This window comes from Nocardia sp. NPDC050710 (assembly GCF_040654375.1).
Lineage (GTDB): Bacteria > Actinomycetota > Actinomycetes > Mycobacteriales > Mycobacteriaceae > Nocardia.
Window position 1 is genome coordinate 1 of record NZ_JBFAHV010000008.1, and the last position, 15,407, is coordinate 15,407.

Annotated in this window: 16 protein-coding genes and 1 pseudogene; 10 read left to right on the forward strand and 7 right to left on the reverse strand. The window is 68.1% G+C overall.

Going from position 1 to position 15,407, the window contains the following annotated elements; all coding sequences use genetic code 11:
- Positions 1-125: 125 nt before the first annotated feature.
- On the reverse strand, positions 126-1,115 hold the full coding sequence (locus AB0H61_RS16235) for a DUF3152 domain-containing protein (protein WP_357305177.1): 990 nt from the start codon (positions 1,113-1,115) through the stop codon (positions 126-128).
- Between the two features lie 522 nt (positions 1,116-1,637).
- On the opposite strand from AB0H61_RS16235, the gene AB0H61_RS16240 reads away from it, so the two are divergent.
- Positions 1,638-2,327: a TetR/AcrR family transcriptional regulator gene (locus AB0H61_RS16240; RefSeq protein WP_357304563.1), complete on the forward strand. Its 690-nt coding sequence runs from the start codon at positions 1,638-1,640 to the stop codon at positions 2,325-2,327.
- Positions 2,328-2,391: 64 nt separating this feature from the next.
- Here the strand turns inward: AB0H61_RS16240 and AB0H61_RS16245 are convergent, their stop codons facing one another.
- Entirely contained in the window at positions 2,392-2,619 is a 228-nt protein-coding gene (locus AB0H61_RS16245) for a DUF3107 domain-containing protein (RefSeq protein ID WP_357304566.1), read from the reverse strand.
- A 99-nt stretch (positions 2,620-2,718) separates the two neighbouring features.
- Positions 2,719-3,270 (reverse strand): YceI family protein, encoded by a 552-nt coding sequence (locus tag AB0H61_RS16250; protein WP_357304569.1) that lies wholly within the window; start codon positions 3,268-3,270, stop codon positions 2,719-2,721.
- A gap of 102 nt (positions 3,271-3,372) precedes the next feature.
- Here AB0H61_RS16250 and AB0H61_RS16255 point away from each other — a divergent pair, with 102 nt between their 5' ends.
- Positions 3,373-4,209 carry a helix-turn-helix transcriptional regulator gene (locus AB0H61_RS16255; RefSeq protein ID WP_357304571.1) on the forward strand — a complete coding sequence of 279 codons (837 nt, stop codon included), beginning with the start codon at positions 3,373-3,375 and terminating at the stop codon, positions 4,207-4,209.
- Positions 4,210-4,248: 39 nt separating this feature from the next.
- Here the strand turns inward: AB0H61_RS16255 and AB0H61_RS16260 are convergent, their stop codons facing one another.
- From AB0H61_RS16260 to AB0H61_RS16270, 3 genes are all read right to left on the reverse strand, one after another.
- Positions 4,249-4,962, reverse strand: coding sequence for a ferritin-like fold-containing protein (locus AB0H61_RS16260; RefSeq protein WP_357304572.1), 714 nt, complete (start codon positions 4,960-4,962; stop codon positions 4,249-4,251).
- A 73-nt stretch (positions 4,963-5,035) separates the two neighbouring features.
- Positions 5,036-6,091: an alpha/beta fold hydrolase gene (locus tag AB0H61_RS16265; protein ID WP_357304574.1), complete on the reverse strand. Its 1,056-nt coding sequence runs from the start codon at positions 6,089-6,091 to the stop codon at positions 5,036-5,038.
- 56 nt (positions 6,092-6,147) lie between these two features.
- Positions 6,148-7,020, reverse strand: coding sequence for a hypothetical protein (locus tag AB0H61_RS16270; RefSeq protein WP_357304577.1), 873 nt, complete (start codon positions 7,018-7,020; stop codon positions 6,148-6,150).
- A 425-nt stretch (positions 7,021-7,445) separates the two neighbouring features.
- Between AB0H61_RS16270 and AB0H61_RS16275 the strand changes: the two are divergent.
- From AB0H61_RS16275 to AB0H61_RS16300, 6 genes and pseudogenes are all read left to right on the forward strand, one after another.
- Positions 7,446-8,939, forward strand: a pseudogene (locus AB0H61_RS16275) (DEAD/DEAH box helicase); the annotation flags it as partial.
- Between the two features lie 765 nt (positions 8,940-9,704).
- On the forward strand, positions 9,705-10,940 hold the full coding sequence (locus AB0H61_RS16280) for a hypothetical protein (protein ID WP_357304579.1): 1,236 nt from the start codon (positions 9,705-9,707) through the stop codon (positions 10,938-10,940).
- 47 nt (positions 10,941-10,987) lie between these two features.
- Positions 10,988-11,491 carry a nitroreductase/quinone reductase family protein gene (locus tag AB0H61_RS16285; protein WP_357304582.1) on the forward strand — a complete coding sequence of 168 codons (504 nt, stop codon included), beginning with the start codon at positions 10,988-10,990 and terminating at the stop codon, positions 11,489-11,491.
- Between the two features lie 59 nt (positions 11,492-11,550).
- Positions 11,551-12,162 (forward strand): acid phosphatase, encoded by a 612-nt coding sequence (locus AB0H61_RS16290; RefSeq protein ID WP_357304585.1) that lies wholly within the window; start codon positions 11,551-11,553, stop codon positions 12,160-12,162.
- Entirely contained in the window at positions 12,159-12,656 is a 498-nt protein-coding gene (locus tag AB0H61_RS16295; protein ID WP_357304586.1) for a GNAT family N-acetyltransferase, read from the forward strand. The genes AB0H61_RS16290 and AB0H61_RS16295 overlap by 4 nt, the downstream gene beginning before the upstream one ends.
- A gap of 25 nt (positions 12,657-12,681) precedes the next feature.
- Positions 12,682-13,362, forward strand: a complete 681-nt coding sequence (locus tag AB0H61_RS16300) for an endonuclease V (RefSeq protein WP_357304589.1) — start codon at positions 12,682-12,684, stop codon at positions 13,360-13,362.
- A 25-nt stretch (positions 13,363-13,387) separates the two neighbouring features.
- Here the strand turns inward: AB0H61_RS16300 and AB0H61_RS16305 are convergent, their stop codons facing one another.
- Complete coding sequence (locus AB0H61_RS16305) at positions 13,388-13,813, reverse strand: hypothetical protein (protein ID WP_357304591.1); 426 nt, start codon at positions 13,811-13,813, stop codon at positions 13,388-13,390.
- Between the two features lie 141 nt (positions 13,814-13,954).
- Here AB0H61_RS16305 and AB0H61_RS16310 point away from each other — a divergent pair, with 141 nt between their 5' ends.
- Together AB0H61_RS16310 and AB0H61_RS16315 are read left to right on the forward strand one after the other, a co-directional pair.
- Positions 13,955-14,899, forward strand: coding sequence for a diacylglycerol kinase family protein (locus AB0H61_RS16310; RefSeq protein ID WP_357304594.1), 945 nt, complete (start codon positions 13,955-13,957; stop codon positions 14,897-14,899).
- Between the two features lie 252 nt (positions 14,900-15,151).
- On the forward strand, positions 15,152-15,406 hold the full coding sequence (locus tag AB0H61_RS16315) for a WhiB family transcriptional regulator (RefSeq protein ID WP_011211115.1): 255 nt from the start codon (positions 15,152-15,154) through the stop codon (positions 15,404-15,406).
- Position 15,407: the final 1 nt, after the last annotated feature.

The window sequence follows — 15,407 nt, forward strand, 5'->3', positions numbered from 1 at the left end:
ACCGCTAACGCGAACGCAACACCCCGTCCCACCCGCACATGTGACGAAGTCGCGAATCTCGGCCGCTCGGACGCGAGACATCCAGGGCCGCGAACCCGCCGCGCCCGCGCGGCCAACAACACAGCTCACCCCCGCGGGTACGGCCAAGGGTTGAAGCGACAGTGCTTGCCGTCCATCGGGACCACACCGTCGGGGTCGAGGACGGCGATGTCGTTGTTCTTGGTGCCGAAGGTCTGCTGCATCATGATCGGAGCCAGTCCCCCGTCGGTCTCGCACGGCTGATGCTGGTGGTAGCCGATGGCGTGGCCCACCTCGTGGTTGATCTGATATTGCCGATACGAACCGATATCGCCCTCGTAGGCCAGCGCGCCGCGCACCCATCGCACCTCGGACAACACCACCCGGCGCCGGTCGGCGTTGAAGCACGACGAGTCGATCGGGATATCGAAACCACACGCCTTGCGGGTGGATTCGCGGGAGGTGAGGGAGATGCGGAAGTCGGGCTGGCCCTGGTCGATCCGCCGGAACGCGAACTTCTTGTCATGCGACCAGCTCTTGGGGTTGGACAGGGTGCTGTCCACCATCTTGGCCACCGAGACGTCGCCGCCGAAGCCCGAGGTGTCGATCCCGTCCTCGATCTCGACGGTGTAGCTGAAGTGGAATTCCGCGCCCGCGCCGACCTCCGCCGTGGCCCCGGGGACCACATGCCAGGTGCCCGCGCCGATCTCGGTGAACGGGCCGCCCTCGGGTAGCGCCCCGGTGGGTAGATCGGCCGGGAAATGTCCGTCACCGGGCGGTGCGCCGATGATTCCCGCGGAGGCCGCACGCGGGCTGAGTCTGCCGAAGCCGGGCGATCCTGTGGTGCCCAGATTCTCCGGTCCCCCGTTCACCGCGTCCACGATCACCAGCACGGTGACCACGAACAGCACCGGTAGCGCGTAGGCGCGCCAGCCATAGGTGGAGATGAACCGGCCCAGCGCGCTCTGTTTCTTCACATCCCGGTCCGGTCTCGGGGACCGGGATCTGCTCTCGTCCGGAGCGGTCGGATCCCAGCGGGCACGCAATGGCTGGTGGGAGCGGTTCGGCGGGCTATACAGGCCGAGCGGGTCGTAGATCTCGACGCCGTTCTTGTCGCGACGCGATGCGAGGGAGCCGGGGTGCGCGCCGTCTCCGGTTCGCGCGATCGAACGGCCGTCGGGATCGGAACGTGGTTGGCGTCCCTTCGGACGTGCGGCACCGGATCCCGGCGCCGCACCCGCGCGGGACGACGCGCTTGCACGAGAATTGGGGCCGGATCTTGCCACGGGTTCCGACACTACGGAACCGAGGACGACGGAGCGAGCGAGGCGGTGGGCATCGCGCCCGCCGCCGGACACAACCGGGGAGCCGGAACCGTGTACCTGAAGAGGTAAACGCGGGGGATCACGCACACCAGACTCTCACAGGTGGCAATACCCGAGTTCCGCGAGTGCGCCAGACTGAAGAGTCGAACACACCACGGTGGATCCGCTGGGAGATATCTCACCGAGTGGACCACATACGGATCCCCGATCCGCATATGAGCTACGACCGGGTATCGTTCATGGGATACCCGGTGCACAACCCCTTTTGCCGGGGAATCGACTGGGAGAGCCGAAATGACTGACCTCGTGGACCGGATGACGTCCCGTAGATCGTCGTCCGAGGCCATGGTACCGACGAAGCGCGGTACCCGGCTTCCGCGTGACGAACGGCGTCAACAGCTACTCCATGCGGCCAGCGAGGTGTTCGTCCTACGCGGTTACCACGCCGCGGGTATGGACGAGATCTCACAGTGCGCCGGAGTGAGCAAGCCTGTGCTCTATCAGCACTTCACCAGCAAGCTCGAACTGTACTTGGCGGTGTTGCAGAACTACGTCGACATGCTGGTGTCCAGCGTGCGGCAGGCGCTGCGCTCGACCACCGACAACCGCCAGCGCGTGCGCGCCGCGGTCGCGGCCTACTTCGACTTCGTCGACAATGAAATGCAGGGCTTCCGGCTGGTCTTCGAGTCCGACCTGACCAGCGAGCCGCAGGTGCAGCGCCGGGTCGAGCAGGCCACCGAGGCGTGCGTCGACGCGGTCTTCGATCTGGTCGCGCACGACTCGGGTCTGGATCCGTACCGGGCGCGTATCCTCGCCGTCGGTCTGGTCGGGGCCAGCCAGTTCACCGCCCGCTACTGGCTGGAGGCGGACCGGCCGATCCCGAAGGACGAGGCTGTCGATACCACCGTCGCACTCGCCTGGGGCGGTCTGTCGCATGTGCCGCTGCACCCCATCGACGGCATGCCGCGCACCCTGGGTTCCTGAAGCACAGACAACCGAGCCCCCGGTATCCGATCATCGGATACCGGGGGCTCGATCGATTCGGGGGCTAGACGGCGGCGAAGCCGACGCGGCCGCTGGCCGGGGTGCCGATTTCGACATAGGCGACCTTGGCGGCCTGGATCAGGAACTTGCGGCCCTTCTCGTCGGTCAGCGACACGACGCCACCCTCACCGGCCAGCGCACCGGAGACCAGCGCCTCGACCTCGTCCGGGGTCTGCGAGCTGTTGATCACGAGCTCCCGCGGGCTATCCGAAATACCGATCTTGACCTCCACGGCCAACCTCCGAACCTAGAGTCCTGTGCTGTCGAATCCAAGGCTAGTGCAGCGCGAGGTCACCGCGGCAGACGGCCGCCTGCGCTGTCAGCGAACGTGCTACTTCGGCTCGATGAGCTGGATCTCGAGTTCGATCTTGACGGCGTCGCTCAGCATGCCCGGCATCGGGCCGCCGACGCCGAAATCGGTGCGCTTGATGGTGCCGGTCGCGGAGAAGCCCGCGTGCCGGTCGCCGGTCGGGCCGAAGTCCTGCACACCGCCCCACTCGACGTCGAGGGTGACGGGCTTGGTGACTGCGCCGAGCGTGGCCTCGCCCTCGACCACGAAGGACTCGCCGACCCGCACCGGCTCCAGTGCGCGGAAGGTGAGTGTCGGGCGGTTGGCGACATCGAGGAAGTCGGCGGTGCGAATGTGGTTGTCGCGGTCGGGGTTCCCGGTGTCGAACGAGTCGAGGTAGATGGTCGCGCCGAGGGTGGCGGCGCCGGATTCGTCGACCACGAACTCGGTCTCGAAGCGGGTGAAGCCGCCGCGGACCTTGGAGATGCCGAGGTGGCGGATGGTGAAGGCGACGGAGGAGTGCGCCGCGTCGAGTGCCCAGGAGCCGGGTACGAGGGTCTGGGTGGCGGTGGTGGATTCGGAGGCTTGTGTCATGTCTTCGACGATCGCGCCACGATCATCGGATAGCCAGACCGCCGTTATCCTGGACCCGACAGGGCGCGGCTAAGCGTCCCAGGACAGGGCACGATGGGGCATATGGACCGAAACGGCTTCGCGGAATTCCTGGTGGCCCGCCGCGCTGAACTGCGGCCCGCCGATGTGGGCATGCCCGCGGGCGGGCGGCGCCGCACGCCGGGGCTGCGCCGCGAGGAGGTCGCCGTGCGGGCCGGGGTCAGCGCCGATTATCTGGCCCGGTTGGAGCAAGGGCGCGATACCAATCCGTCGGTGGCGGTGATCGACGCGCTCGCCGATGCCCTGCTGCTCACCGGCGCGCCTCGGCACCACTTCACCATGCTGGCGCTGGCGTCGGGCAACCAATCCCGCTGCCCCGGCTCCGAATCCCCGCAGGAACAGCTCGCCGAGTCGATGCAGACCATCTTGCGGGCACTACAGCCGACTCCCGCCTTCGTGATCGGCCGCCGCCTCAACGTGCTCGGCTGGAATCCGGCCTGGGCCGATTTCGTCACACCGCTCGGCCTGCTCGACGAGCACGCGCAGCCGAATCTGGCCTGGTACATCTTCATGGATCCGGTGGCGCGCCGGGTGCTGCGCAATTGGTCCGCGGCCGCCGACGCGTTCACCGCCGTACTGAATCGCGCCAAGATCCGCTGGCCCGCCGATGATTCGCTGCACGAGATGATCGACGCGCTGCACCGCAGCCCGGAGTTCGCCCAACGTTGGAAGCCGCATCACCTCGGTGACCACCGTTCCGGCGTACTGCTCTTCGACCATCCCGACCACGGCCATGTCGATATCCCGTTCGAGACCCTGGACGCCGACCGGGATCAGAGCGTCATGATCTGGCTGACGGATAAGACCGCCGCCCACGCGCCCGGCCTGCGCCTGGTACCGAACCGCGCCGTCAACGAGTAATCCACGGGCTCAACCAGATCCGAGCCCGTGGCGTCGGCATTACAGGCCGAGGACCGCCATGCGCTGGGCGTGGCTGGCCTGCATGCGCTCGAACAGCGTGGCGATGCCGTTGAGGTCGCCGGTGGCGGTGAGGACCAGGTCGGTGAGTTCGTCGCGTTGCGCCATCACGTACTGCGCCTGGGTGATCGCCTCGCCCAGCAGCCGCCTGCCCCACAGGGTGAGCCGGTCGCGCTCGGAACGGCTGGTCGCCACCGCGCGACGCACCTCCTCCACGACGAACTCGGAATGACTGGTCTCGGCGAGCACGTCGCGAACCACGGCCGCCACCTCCGGGTCGAGCGCGCCCGCGATCTCGGTGTAGAAGTCCGCGGCGATGCCGTCGCCGACGTGGAACTTCACCATCGACTCGAGCCAGGTCGAGGGGTCGGTGGAGGTGTGGTAGGCGTCCAGGGCGCGCACGAACGGCGCCATCGCGTCGAAGATGTCGGCGCCGCGCTGAGCCAGCGCCAACTCCAGCGTCTTGAAATGCGCCATCTCGGCGGCGGCCATCTTGGCGACGGCGACCTTGCCGCGCAGCGTCGGGGACAGCTTGGCCTCCTCGGCCAGCCGATAGAACGCGGAGATCTCACCGTAGGCGAGAACCGCGAACAGATCGGTGACACCGGGATGGTCTGCGGCGATGTTCGCCGAGTCGGACGACGAAACACCTAGCGTCGACGAAACACCCAGCGCGGCAGATGACTGTGCTCCCATGTGTTCACAGCCTAGTCCTGGATGTGGAACCGAGCCTTTCCTACCCGCACATTCCCGGCAACGTGTCGCCGAACTAGGGCAGTTCGGCGAGGAACTCGTCGAGATAAGTCCATGTCGTGTCGCGGGCGGTCTCGCCGGTGAGGATGCCGAGGTGGCTGCCCGGCGCGGTTTCGTAGCGGACCGAGGCGGCGCCGGTGAGGGTGCGGATGCCCGCCTCGACGGCGGCCGCCGGGGTGATCACATCGGTGGGACCGCCGACGAGCAGCACATGCGCGGCGACGTCGGCGAGTGCGATGCGCCGGTCGCCGAGCCGCACGACGCCGCGGCCGATGTCGTTGTTCAGGATCAGGCGGCCCCACAGCTGACCGTAGAAGCGGCCCGGGTAGCCGGGCATATCGGCTATGAAGCGGTCGATGGATTCCATCCGGGCCAGGGTTTCGGTGCGCGCGATATTGCTCGCCACGAACCAGGGACGGGTGAGTTCGCGGTCCCAGGCGGTGACCCGGTAGGCGATCCGGGTGAGCCGGGCCGGGATGCCACCCGCCGCGCGCACCGCGGTCGAGGTGGCGATGCCGCCGGTCAACTTGGCGACCGCGCGCAGCTGCGGGATGCCGGTCATCTTGTCGTAGTCGAGCGGGGCGCCGACCGCGGTGACGGACCGGATCGGCAGATGCGCGTGCGCCGCCGCGGTGAGCAGCGCCAGGGTGCCGCCGATAGACCAGCCGACCAGGTCGACCGGCTGACCACCGCGATCGGAGGAGGCGCGCAGAATCGCCTCCGGCAGGATGTCGTCGATCCAGTCCTCGAAGCCCATCCGGCGGTCGCCGAAGGTGATCTCGCCGTAGTCGACGACGTAGGGCGCGCGCCCGGTCTCGAGTAGGTAGCGGGCCAGGCTCTGATCGGGACGCAGGTCGAAGCAGGTGGCGGGCGCGGCCAGCGGTGGCACCAGCAGCACGGCCGATTCGGTTGCGGCGGTACCGGATTCGGAACCTTCGAAGCGGCGCAGCTGCCGGTGCGGTTCATCCCACAGCACCGTCGCCGGGGTGGGATCCGGCGCTTCGACGCCCGAGCCGAAGGTGAGGGCCCAGGCGTTGCGGGCAGCGATGGTGACGGTGTCGGCAAGACTCACGATCAAGAATCTCTCATATTTAGTTACCGGCGGTTACAGGCAAGTCCGGTGTGCGGCTATTGCTTGCCCGTCGCGTCCGCGCCCATCGTGACCGGATTATTCGGCGGCACCACCGTCTCCCGCATGGTCTGCGCCACCGTCGCCAGCGTGGCGTGCAGCTCGCGCACGGCATCGCCGGAGAGTGCGGCCAGCGCCCCGCGCCAGGCCGCGTCATCGGTATCGGCTTCCACACGTTCCAACAGCTGCGCACCGCTGTCCGTCAGCGTCGGACCGGTCGGCTCCCCGCGCACCAAATCACGCTCACGCAAGTGGTCGACGGTGTCCGCCCATTCGTCCTCCGACCAGCCGCGGGCCGGACGCAAAACCGATTCGGTCACCTTGCCCGCGGCGACCTGCAACACCAGCGCCTGCGCGCCGCTCACGCCGTGCGCCACCAGCGCGGCCACATGTCCATCACCACGATGTTCGCGCAATGTGGTGGCGACCTGCCACAGCGCGGCCACCGGATCCGCGTCGAGGGGCGCCTCGGCATTGGCCGCGAACAACGGCCTACCGGTCGGGTCGGCGGCGTTCAGCGCCGGTCGCAGCAATTCGACCGCGCGGGCACACCCGGCATCGGAGGCGCCGCCGGCGCGCAACAACCCCGTCGAGAAGGTAAGCCTGGCCTCGAGGCAGCGCTGCGGCGAGGTCCGCGACCACGCATCGGGCAACGCTCGGCCGACCATCCCCGGGTGGAATCCGGCGAATACCGCCGTCACCGCGCCGGGACCGACCGCCCCCAACGGAGCCGCACGGAATGCGAAGTAGGTCTGCCAGAAACCACGCAGTCCGACGGCGACACCCGCCTCCTTGATCCCGGTGCCGAAATAGACGACATCGTGGAGCGGTTCGAGGGTCGTCCAGATTCGACGCGCAGGATGAATTGCCATGTCGCGCAGCGTACGTCGCGGATGCGGCGGAGGAAACCGGAGTTTTGTCCGGGAATTGCGACGGCGGCAATTCGAGCCGTGCACAATATCACGCTACAATCACTGCGGACAACGGAAGATTTCGCTCGACCGGAGTTGCCGGATCTACGCCATTTCCGGCCCGAGACGGCCCGAGCCAGGGTTTCCGATGTCCGGGAAAATGTGCGCGCACCAGATCCGCATCACCGTTGCGCCGCGCCGATGTCCCAGGTAGCTGCTGTATCGACGGCACCCTGGTGACGTCCGGCAGTGGCCGCGGGTGAGTATCACAGGCGGATACGTGGTCATCGTGGACCGACCGGTCCGCCCCACGCCTCGTGCGCGCGTGACGCGATTACGAGGAAGGCACGAACCTGAGCAAGATCACTGTCGAACAGGAACCAGGCCTGACGGACACCCTGTTGACCGCAGAACTGGATGACACACACACCGCTCCGACATTCGCCGAATTGGGGGTTCGCGATGAAATCGTGCGCGCACTCGGCGAGATCGGCATCGAACGCACATTCGCGATTCAGGAACTGACCCTGCCGCTGGCATTGGCCGGCGAAGATCTCATCGGTCAGGCCCGCACCGGTATGGGCAAGACTTTCGGTTTCGGTGTGCCGCTGCTGCACCGTATCGCGACCGCCGACACCGGCACCACACCGCTGGACGGCACGCCGCGCGCCCTGGTGATCGTGCCGACCCGCGAGCTGTGCATCCAGGTCACCCAGGATCTGGAGAACGCGAGCAAGTACCTGACCAACCACCAGGGACCGCTGAAGGTGGCCTCGATCTACGGTGGCCGTCCCTACGATTCCCAGATCGCCGCGCTGCGCGCGGGCGTCGATGTCGTGGTCGGGACGCCGGGGCGACTACTGGACCTCGCCAACCAGAGCCACCTGATTCTCGGCAAGATCGGCGTACTCGTTCTGGACGAGGCCGACGAGATGCTGGACCTCGGCTTCCTTCCGGATATCGAGCGCATCCTGAATATGGTCCCCGACAAGCGTCAGACCATGCTGTTCTCGGCCACCATGCCGGGCCCGATCATCACCCTGGCCCGCACTTTCCTCACCCGCCCGACGCATATCCGGGCCGAGGAGCCGCACGACTCCGCCGTGCACGACCGCACGGCGCAGTTCGTATATCGGGCGCACGCGCTCGACAAGAGCGAGCTCATCGCCAAGGTGCTGCAGGCCGAAGGCCGGGGCGCCACCATGATCTTCACCCGGACCAAGCGGACCGCGCAGAAGGTCGCCGACGAATTGGCCGACCGCGGTTTCGCGGTGGGCGCGGTACACGGTGACCTCGGCCAGATCGCGCGCGAGAAGGCGCTGACCAAATTCCGTAAGGGCGTGATCGATGTGCTGGTCGCCACCGACGTGGCGGCCCGCGGTATCGATATCGATGACGTCACCCACGTCATCAATTACCAGTGCCCCGAGGACGAGAAGACCTACGTACACCGGATCGGCCGCACCGGACGGGCCGGGCGTACCGGCGTCGCGGTCACGCTGATCGACTGGGACGAGCTGAACCGCTGGGCGGGTATCGACAAGGCGCTCGGCCTCGGTATCCCGGACCCGGTCGAAACGTATTCGCGGTCGCCGCACCTGTTTTCGGATCTGGGTATCCCGGAGGGTGCGACCGGCACGGTGCGCAAGGCCAAGCCGGTCCGCGACGAGGACGCGGAGGTCGTCGAGCGACCGGCCCGCGCACCCCGCAAGCGCAATCGGAGGCGGACCCGGGCCGGTCAACCGATCGACGCGGTCGAGACCACCGGCACCGAGAGCGATGCCGCGCCGAGCACCGAGGGTGAGCCGGAGGAGGGCGGTCAGCCCCGCCGTCGGCGCCGCCGTCGCCGTTCGGGTGCGGACGCGGAGACTGTCGCGGACACCGGCACCGGGGAGGTCTCGACCGCCGCCGACGGTGGCGAGTCCGCCGAGGCCGGGGACGACACCGCCGACCAGCCCGCTCGCCGTCGGCGCCGGCGGCGCAGGCCCGCGGGCGAGGACGGCAGCGAGACGGCTGTCGTCGTGAACGCCGATGCGGAGGGCGCCGTCTCGAACGGCACCGTCGAACCTGCCGCTGTGAACGGCACCGTCGAAGCCGTAGCGACCGGCAAGGCCGAAGCCGCCACCGCGACCGCCGAGGCCGAGGCCACCGTCACGAGCGACACCGTCGAACCCACCGTCGTTGCCGAGACCACCGTGGTCGCCGAGACCGCGGAGGTGACCGAGAAGCCGGTCCGCCGCCGCACCCGCAAGACCGCGGCAGCCGCCGACACCGCCGAGGGCACGACCGACACCGCCGCCTCGAGCGGCGATTCGGAGGTGGTCGAGAAGCCGGTCCGCCGTCGCACCCGCAAGACCGCGGCGGCCGCCGATACCGTCGAGGGCAACGCCGCCGTCGAGAGCAACGGCGCCTCCGCGGAGGCCGCCGAGGCACCCGTCAAGCGGCGTCGCACCCGCAAGACCGCCGAGGCGGCAGCGGCCACCGACACGCCCGCGGGCGGCGACACCTCCGATGCGGAGGCCACCGAGCAGCCGCGTCGGCGACGCCGTCGCAAGGCCGACGAGGAGGGCGCGGCGGCCGACGTCGTCGCGGCCTCGGCAGCGACCGCTTCGGCATAATTCGGCGGATCCGCTACTCTCGCAATCGTGCTCGCACCCGAGCGGCGAACGCGCGCCGACATCATCTCCGCAGTCGCGATCGCCGTGCTCGTGGTGGTCGCGGCCCTGGTGGTGTGGGCGCGCGGCGATGCGACCGGAACCGAATCGGTGACGGCGCCGACCCCCGTGTCGGCGCCGCCCACCGCCGATCAATTGCCCACCACGCTGCGCGAACTGTGGCACGCCTCGGACGGCGCGGCGGCTCGGGCGCTGACCTCGAGCGGCGTGGTGGTCACCGGCCATGACGGCACCGTCACCGGGCGCGATCCGCGCACCGGCGCGCAACTGTGGCGGTATCGGCGCGATATGCCGCTGTGCGGGGTGGAGTCGCAATTCGGCATGGTGATCGCGGTGTACCGGGATCAGCGCGGGTGCAGCCAGGCCACCCTGCTGGCGGGGGATACCGGGGAACGGCGTACGGCCCGCAGCAGCTATATGGATTCCAGGCTGCATCTGTCCGTCGACGGCACCTACGCGCTGGCACAGGGCCCGGAGCGGCTGGAAGTGTGGCGCTCGGATCTGGTGCGGACCCTCGAGTACGGCTACGTGGACGCGCCGGTGAATGTGAAGACCCAGCCGCGCGCGGGCTGCGATCTGCTCTCGTCGGGTTCCAGTCCGTCCCGCCTCGCGGTACTGGAACGCTGCGCGGACGATCCCGCCGACCGGCTGACCGTGCTCAACCCCGCGCCGAAGGACAATACGGTGCCCGAGGAGTACGGTTCGCACGTGCTCACGGGTGTGGGCGCCGATTCACCGGACGCCCGGGTGATCGCCGTCTCCGACGGCCGGATCGTGCTGTACCTGCCGGGCGGAACCGCAACGGCCGGAGCCGAATCCACGCCACCGCGACTAGCCGTCTACGACGCGAGCGGGAATCCGATTGTGGTACACCAGCTTTCCGCGCCGCTGAGCGATAAGGCCACGACCACCAAGCTGGGTTCGACGTATTACCTGTTCACCGGCAACAGCCTGATCGCCTTGAACGGCAGCACTTTCGACCCGCTCTGGGCCGCGCCCAACGCACTCGGCAGTCCCGCCATGATGGCCGGTCGGGTGCTCATGCCGGTCGCCGAGGGCATCACCGCACTCGACTCCGGTACCGGCGCCGAGCTGACCCGCATCCCGGTCGACCGCCCCGGCTACGACAACTCCCCCATCTCCCTCGCCGTACTCGGCACCACCGTGCTGGAACGGCGCGGCACCGACCTCTACGCCCTGGGCTGAACGGCGCACCGGCGATTCCTGTCGGTGGGACACCGCACACTGTCGGCATGAGCGAATCCGAATCGGGCACAGCGCGATCACAGACCGACTCCGTCACCGACGATGACGACGCCCCATGGAATCGGGAGTACACCGAGGCCGAGATCGCACAGTGGAACAACGGCGTCATCCAGGAATTCCGCGACAACGGCGGCAAGGTCGGCGGCGCCTACGAGGGCGGCGAGCTGATCCTGCTCGGCACCGTCGGGGCCAGGAGCGGTAAGCGGCACGTGGTTCCGCTCGGCCTGCTCCGCCGTGGTGACACGCTGTACGTCAGCTCGTTGATCGAGGACAAATATCCGGCCTGGTTCCACAATGTGAAAGCGCAACCGCGGGTCACCGTCGAACTCGGCGCCGACACCTTCCATGCCACCGCGAAGGCACTGGCGGGCGCCGAATACGCGGAGTTCGCGAGCTGGGTGCGCGAGCACAACCCGGCGCTGGCGAAGTACCAGGCCAAGGTCTCGCGCCCGCTGCCGCTGGTGGTACTCGAGTTCGACCGGCGGAGCTGAGCGGGGCGGTGGAACCCCGCGTCACGGGGTCCGGAACCCGAATCGCCATGATGGAGGACATGTCCGCATTCGACGATGCCCGGTTGGTTGTGCTCCGCCACGGTGAAACGTCCTGGTCCAGCCAACATCGTCACACCGGCCGCACCGATCTGCCGCTCACCGAGCGGGGCGAGGCGCAGGCCAGGGCCGCCGGGCCGCTGCTCGCCGAACTGCGGCTGCGGGATCCGCTGGTGCTCACCAGCCCGCGGCAGCGCGCGGTGCGCACCGCGGAGCTGGCCGGGCTCACCGGCGTCGAGATCGACGACGATCTGGTCGAATGGGACTACGGCGACTACGAGGGGCTCACCACCCCGCAGATCCGCGAGACCGCCCCGGGCTGGACCATCTTCACCGGCGAGGTGCCCGGCGGCGAATCGGCGGCGCAGGTGCGCGACCGCGCCGATCGGGTACTCACCTCCGTCGACCCGGTGCTGGCGGACCGCGACGTGGTGCTGGTCGGACACGGCCACTTCTCCCGGGTCCTGATCGCCCGCTGGGCCGAGTTCGACGTGCGCGAGGGGCGCCGCTTCGCCATGTCGACCGCCGCGACCACGGTACTCGGTTACGAGCACGACGCTCGAACCATCTTGGCGCACAACCTGGTTCCCGCATCGAATGGAGTCGTTCAGTGACACCCCCCGACCACGCCCAGATCCGCCGTGCGACCGAAGCCGACGTCCCCGCACTCGTCGACCTGGTCTACGACCTCGCGGAGTACGAAAAGGCGCGCGACGAATGCACTCTCACCCACGCACAGTTGCATACGGCGCTGTTCGGTTCGGCGCCCGCGCTTTTCGCGCACGTCGTGGAGGACGAGACCGGAATCGCCGGCTGCGCCATCTGGTTCCTCAACTTCTCCACCTGGGACGGCGTGCACGGCATCTATCTGGAGGATCTGTACGTCAAGCCGGAGACCCGCGGCAAGGGCTACGGCAAGGCGCTGCTGGCCGCGCTCGCCAAGGAAGCCGTCGACAACGGCTACAGCCGCGTCGCCTGGTCGGTGCTCACCTGGAACACCCCGTCCATCGACTTCTATCGGTCCCTGGGCGCGGTCGAACAGGACGAGTGGGTCGGCTACCGGCTCGCGGGCGGCGAACTCACCAAGCTGGCCAACGAGGCATCCTGACGCGGAATACCCAGGGGGACAACCGATGAAGGTAACCACACCGGCGGCCTGGCCCGTCGATGCGGACGCGGCGATGGCGGTGCAGGACGAACTGCGCCCCTTGGTCGACCCGACCGATCCGCGGCCCGCGGATTTCCGCACCGTGGCCGGACTCGACTCGGCCTACGACGACTCCGGTGTGGTCGCCGCCGCGGCGGTGGTGCTCGATGCGGGCACGCTGGAGACGATCGAGTCCGCGGTCGCGCACGGCACCGCGACCTTTCCGTACGTGCCGGGCCTGCTCGCCTTCCGTGAGCTCCCGACCACCCTCGCGGTACTCGAAAAGCTCAGCACCACACCGGATCTACTGATCTGTGACGGTCAGGGGCTGGCACATCCACGGCGCTTCGGGCTGGCCTGCCACGTCGGAATCCTGGCCGGTATCCCGACCATCGGGGTCGCCAAGACGGTGTGGGGCGCCTATACCGAACCCGGCCGGGAACGCGGCGCGGCGACGGATCTCGTCATCGACGGCGAGGTGGTCGGACGGGCGCTGCGCACCAGAACCGATGTGAAGCCGGTTTTCGTCTCGGTCGGCCATCTCATCGATCTCGATACCGCCTGCGCCCAGGTGCTCGCGCTCACGCCGCACTATCGCCAGCCGGAGACCACCCGACGGGCCGATCACCTGTGCCGCGAGGCATTGCGCGCCGCCCGCACATCCTGACCGCGCGTCATCGCGCCGCCCGGCCTCAGTTCGGCTCGACCCCGTACTCCTGCGCCATCCAGCGATTGGACGCGGGCGCGAACAGCAACACCAGGGCCGCGACCACCACCACACCGAGCAGTGCGCCGTATACCGGCTGATGCGAGTCGGTGAGCAACGACCACGTCACCGGGAGCAAGAGGATCTGTGCGATGGTGGCGATGGCACGCCCCCAGCGATGGCCGAGCAGTAGTCCGATACCCGCTGCCAGCACCGCGCCGCCGAGGATGCCGAACCAGGCGGCGGTGCCGTAGCCGCTGGCCGCCGTCTGGTCGTGCCCGAGCAATCCGCGCACCACCAGCACGATGGCCACGGTGACCGCCACCGCACCTTCCAGCGCGACCAACCCGCCCGCGCCGCGCACGGTCGCCGGTACCACCGAAGCCTCACTACTCTTGCCGCTATCCGCCACGCGCCAAGCCTACGAGGACACCACGCGCCGGGCGGTACCGGTCAGCGGCTTGCCGGACGGCCGTCGCGGCCCATCGGGCGGCGCCTCGTCCGCACTCGGTGCGCACGGAATCCTCCCAACCGCGCCCATTAGGCTGCGTTTGTGCGGACGCTGCTGATCGTGAATCCGAATGCCACCTCGACTACGCCGGCGACCCGGGATCTGCTGGCGCACGCATTGGAGAGCCGGACCCAGCTGACCGTTGCGCACACCCAGCATCGCGGCCACGCGGCCGAATTGGCCCAGTGGGCATCGACCAACGAAATGGATCTGATCGTCGTGCACGGCGGCGATGGGACGGTGAACGAGACCATCAATGGTTTCCTACCGCTGCCGCAGGTGGACGACGGCCAGGCCTGGCGGCCACGACTCGGGGTGATTCCCGGCGGTTCGGCGAATGTCTTCGCGCGGGCGCTGGGTATCTCGCCCGATCCGGTGACGGCCACCAATCAGCTGATCGATCTGCTGACGCTGAATCGCGATCGTAAAATCGGCCTCGGCCTGGCCGATGACCGCTGGTTCACCTTCAGCGCGGGTGTCGGATTGGACGCCGATGTCTGCGAGGCGATCGATGCCAGCCGCGCCAGGGGGCATACCGCGACACCCGCCCGTTATATTCGAACAACTGTGCGACAATTCTTCCGAGCGAAAGGCAACGAGCCCGCCGTTCGGATCGAGATTCCGGGGCACGAAACCGTCGACGGGGTGCATTACGCATTCGTAACGAACGCCAGTCCGTGGACGTACTTGAACTCGACCCCGGTCCACACCAACCCCGGGACGACCTTCGAGACGGGCCTCGGCGTGTTTGCCATGCGGTCCATGGCGGTGCTACCGACACTGTTGCTCGCGCGCCAACTCCTGGCCACGAATGGAAATCCCAAGTCGCGCAATTTATTTCGCGAAGACGACGTACCCTCGGTGCGGATCGAGACGGCCGAGCCCATCGGCCTGCAAATCGATGGCGATTTCATCGGGAAGCGCAACGTGGTGGATTTCACCTCCATCCCCAACGTGCTCGAGGTCATTGCCCCACGACCCGAATAAGCGCGAAACGCCGCGAAAAACCTCGTGGTTGTGCTGCGAAAACCCGGTAGAGCGAGTACAAAGGACCGGGCAGGTTCCCCATGTGGGGACCTTGAGAGCGTGAGCTTCCCCACGGTGCGCCGCAGACCTATTGACATCTACGGTGTTCGTGAAAGCATTCACAAGCAACCGTGCGGAAACATTCAAGTCGCACAAGTGAACGATCCACAAACCGTAGGCGCCTTTTGCGGCGCCCAGCAAAGGAGCAGAGGAATGGACTGGCGCCACAAGGCCATCTGTCGCGACGAGGACCCCGAGCTGTTCTTCCCGGTGGGGAACAGTGGTCCGGCGCTCGCGCAGATTGCCGATGCCAAGCTGGTCTGCGCTCGCTGCCCCGTTACCGCCGACTGCCTTTCCTGGGCCCTGAAGTCCGGACAGGATGCCGGCGTGTGGGGTGGTATGAGCGAGGACGAGCGCCGGGCGCTCAAGCGTCGCAACGCGCGCACTCGCACCCGCACCGTCGTCTGAT

Coding starts and splice junctions, on each gene's coding strand:
- AB0H61_RS16240 (WP_357304563.1), top strand. CDS start 1,638: ATGACTGACCTCGTGGACCGGATGACGTCCCGTAGATCGTCGTCCGAG.
- AB0H61_RS16250 (WP_357304569.1), bottom strand. CDS start 3,270: ATGACACAAGCCTCCGAATCCACCACCGCCACCCAGACCCTCGTACCC.
- AB0H61_RS16315 (WP_011211115.1), top strand. CDS start 15,152: ATGGACTGGCGCCACAAGGCCATCTGTCGCGACGAGGACCCCGAGCTG.
- AB0H61_RS16290 (WP_357304585.1), top strand. CDS start 11,551: ATGTCCGCATTCGACGATGCCCGGTTGGTTGTGCTCCGCCACGGTGAA.
- AB0H61_RS16300 (WP_357304589.1), top strand. CDS start 12,682: ATGAAGGTAACCACACCGGCGGCCTGGCCCGTCGATGCGGACGCGGCG.
- AB0H61_RS16285 (WP_357304582.1), top strand. CDS start 10,988: ATGAGCGAATCCGAATCGGGCACAGCGCGATCACAGACCGACTCCGTC.
- AB0H61_RS16270 (WP_357304577.1), bottom strand. CDS start 7,020: ATGGCAATTCATCCTGCGCGTCGAATCTGGACGACCCTCGAACCGCTC.
- AB0H61_RS16255 (WP_357304571.1), top strand. CDS start 3,373: ATGGACCGAAACGGCTTCGCGGAATTCCTGGTGGCCCGCCGCGCTGAA.
- AB0H61_RS16260 (WP_357304572.1), bottom strand. CDS start 4,962: ATGGGAGCACAGTCATCTGCCGCGCTGGGTGTTTCGTCGACGCTAGGT.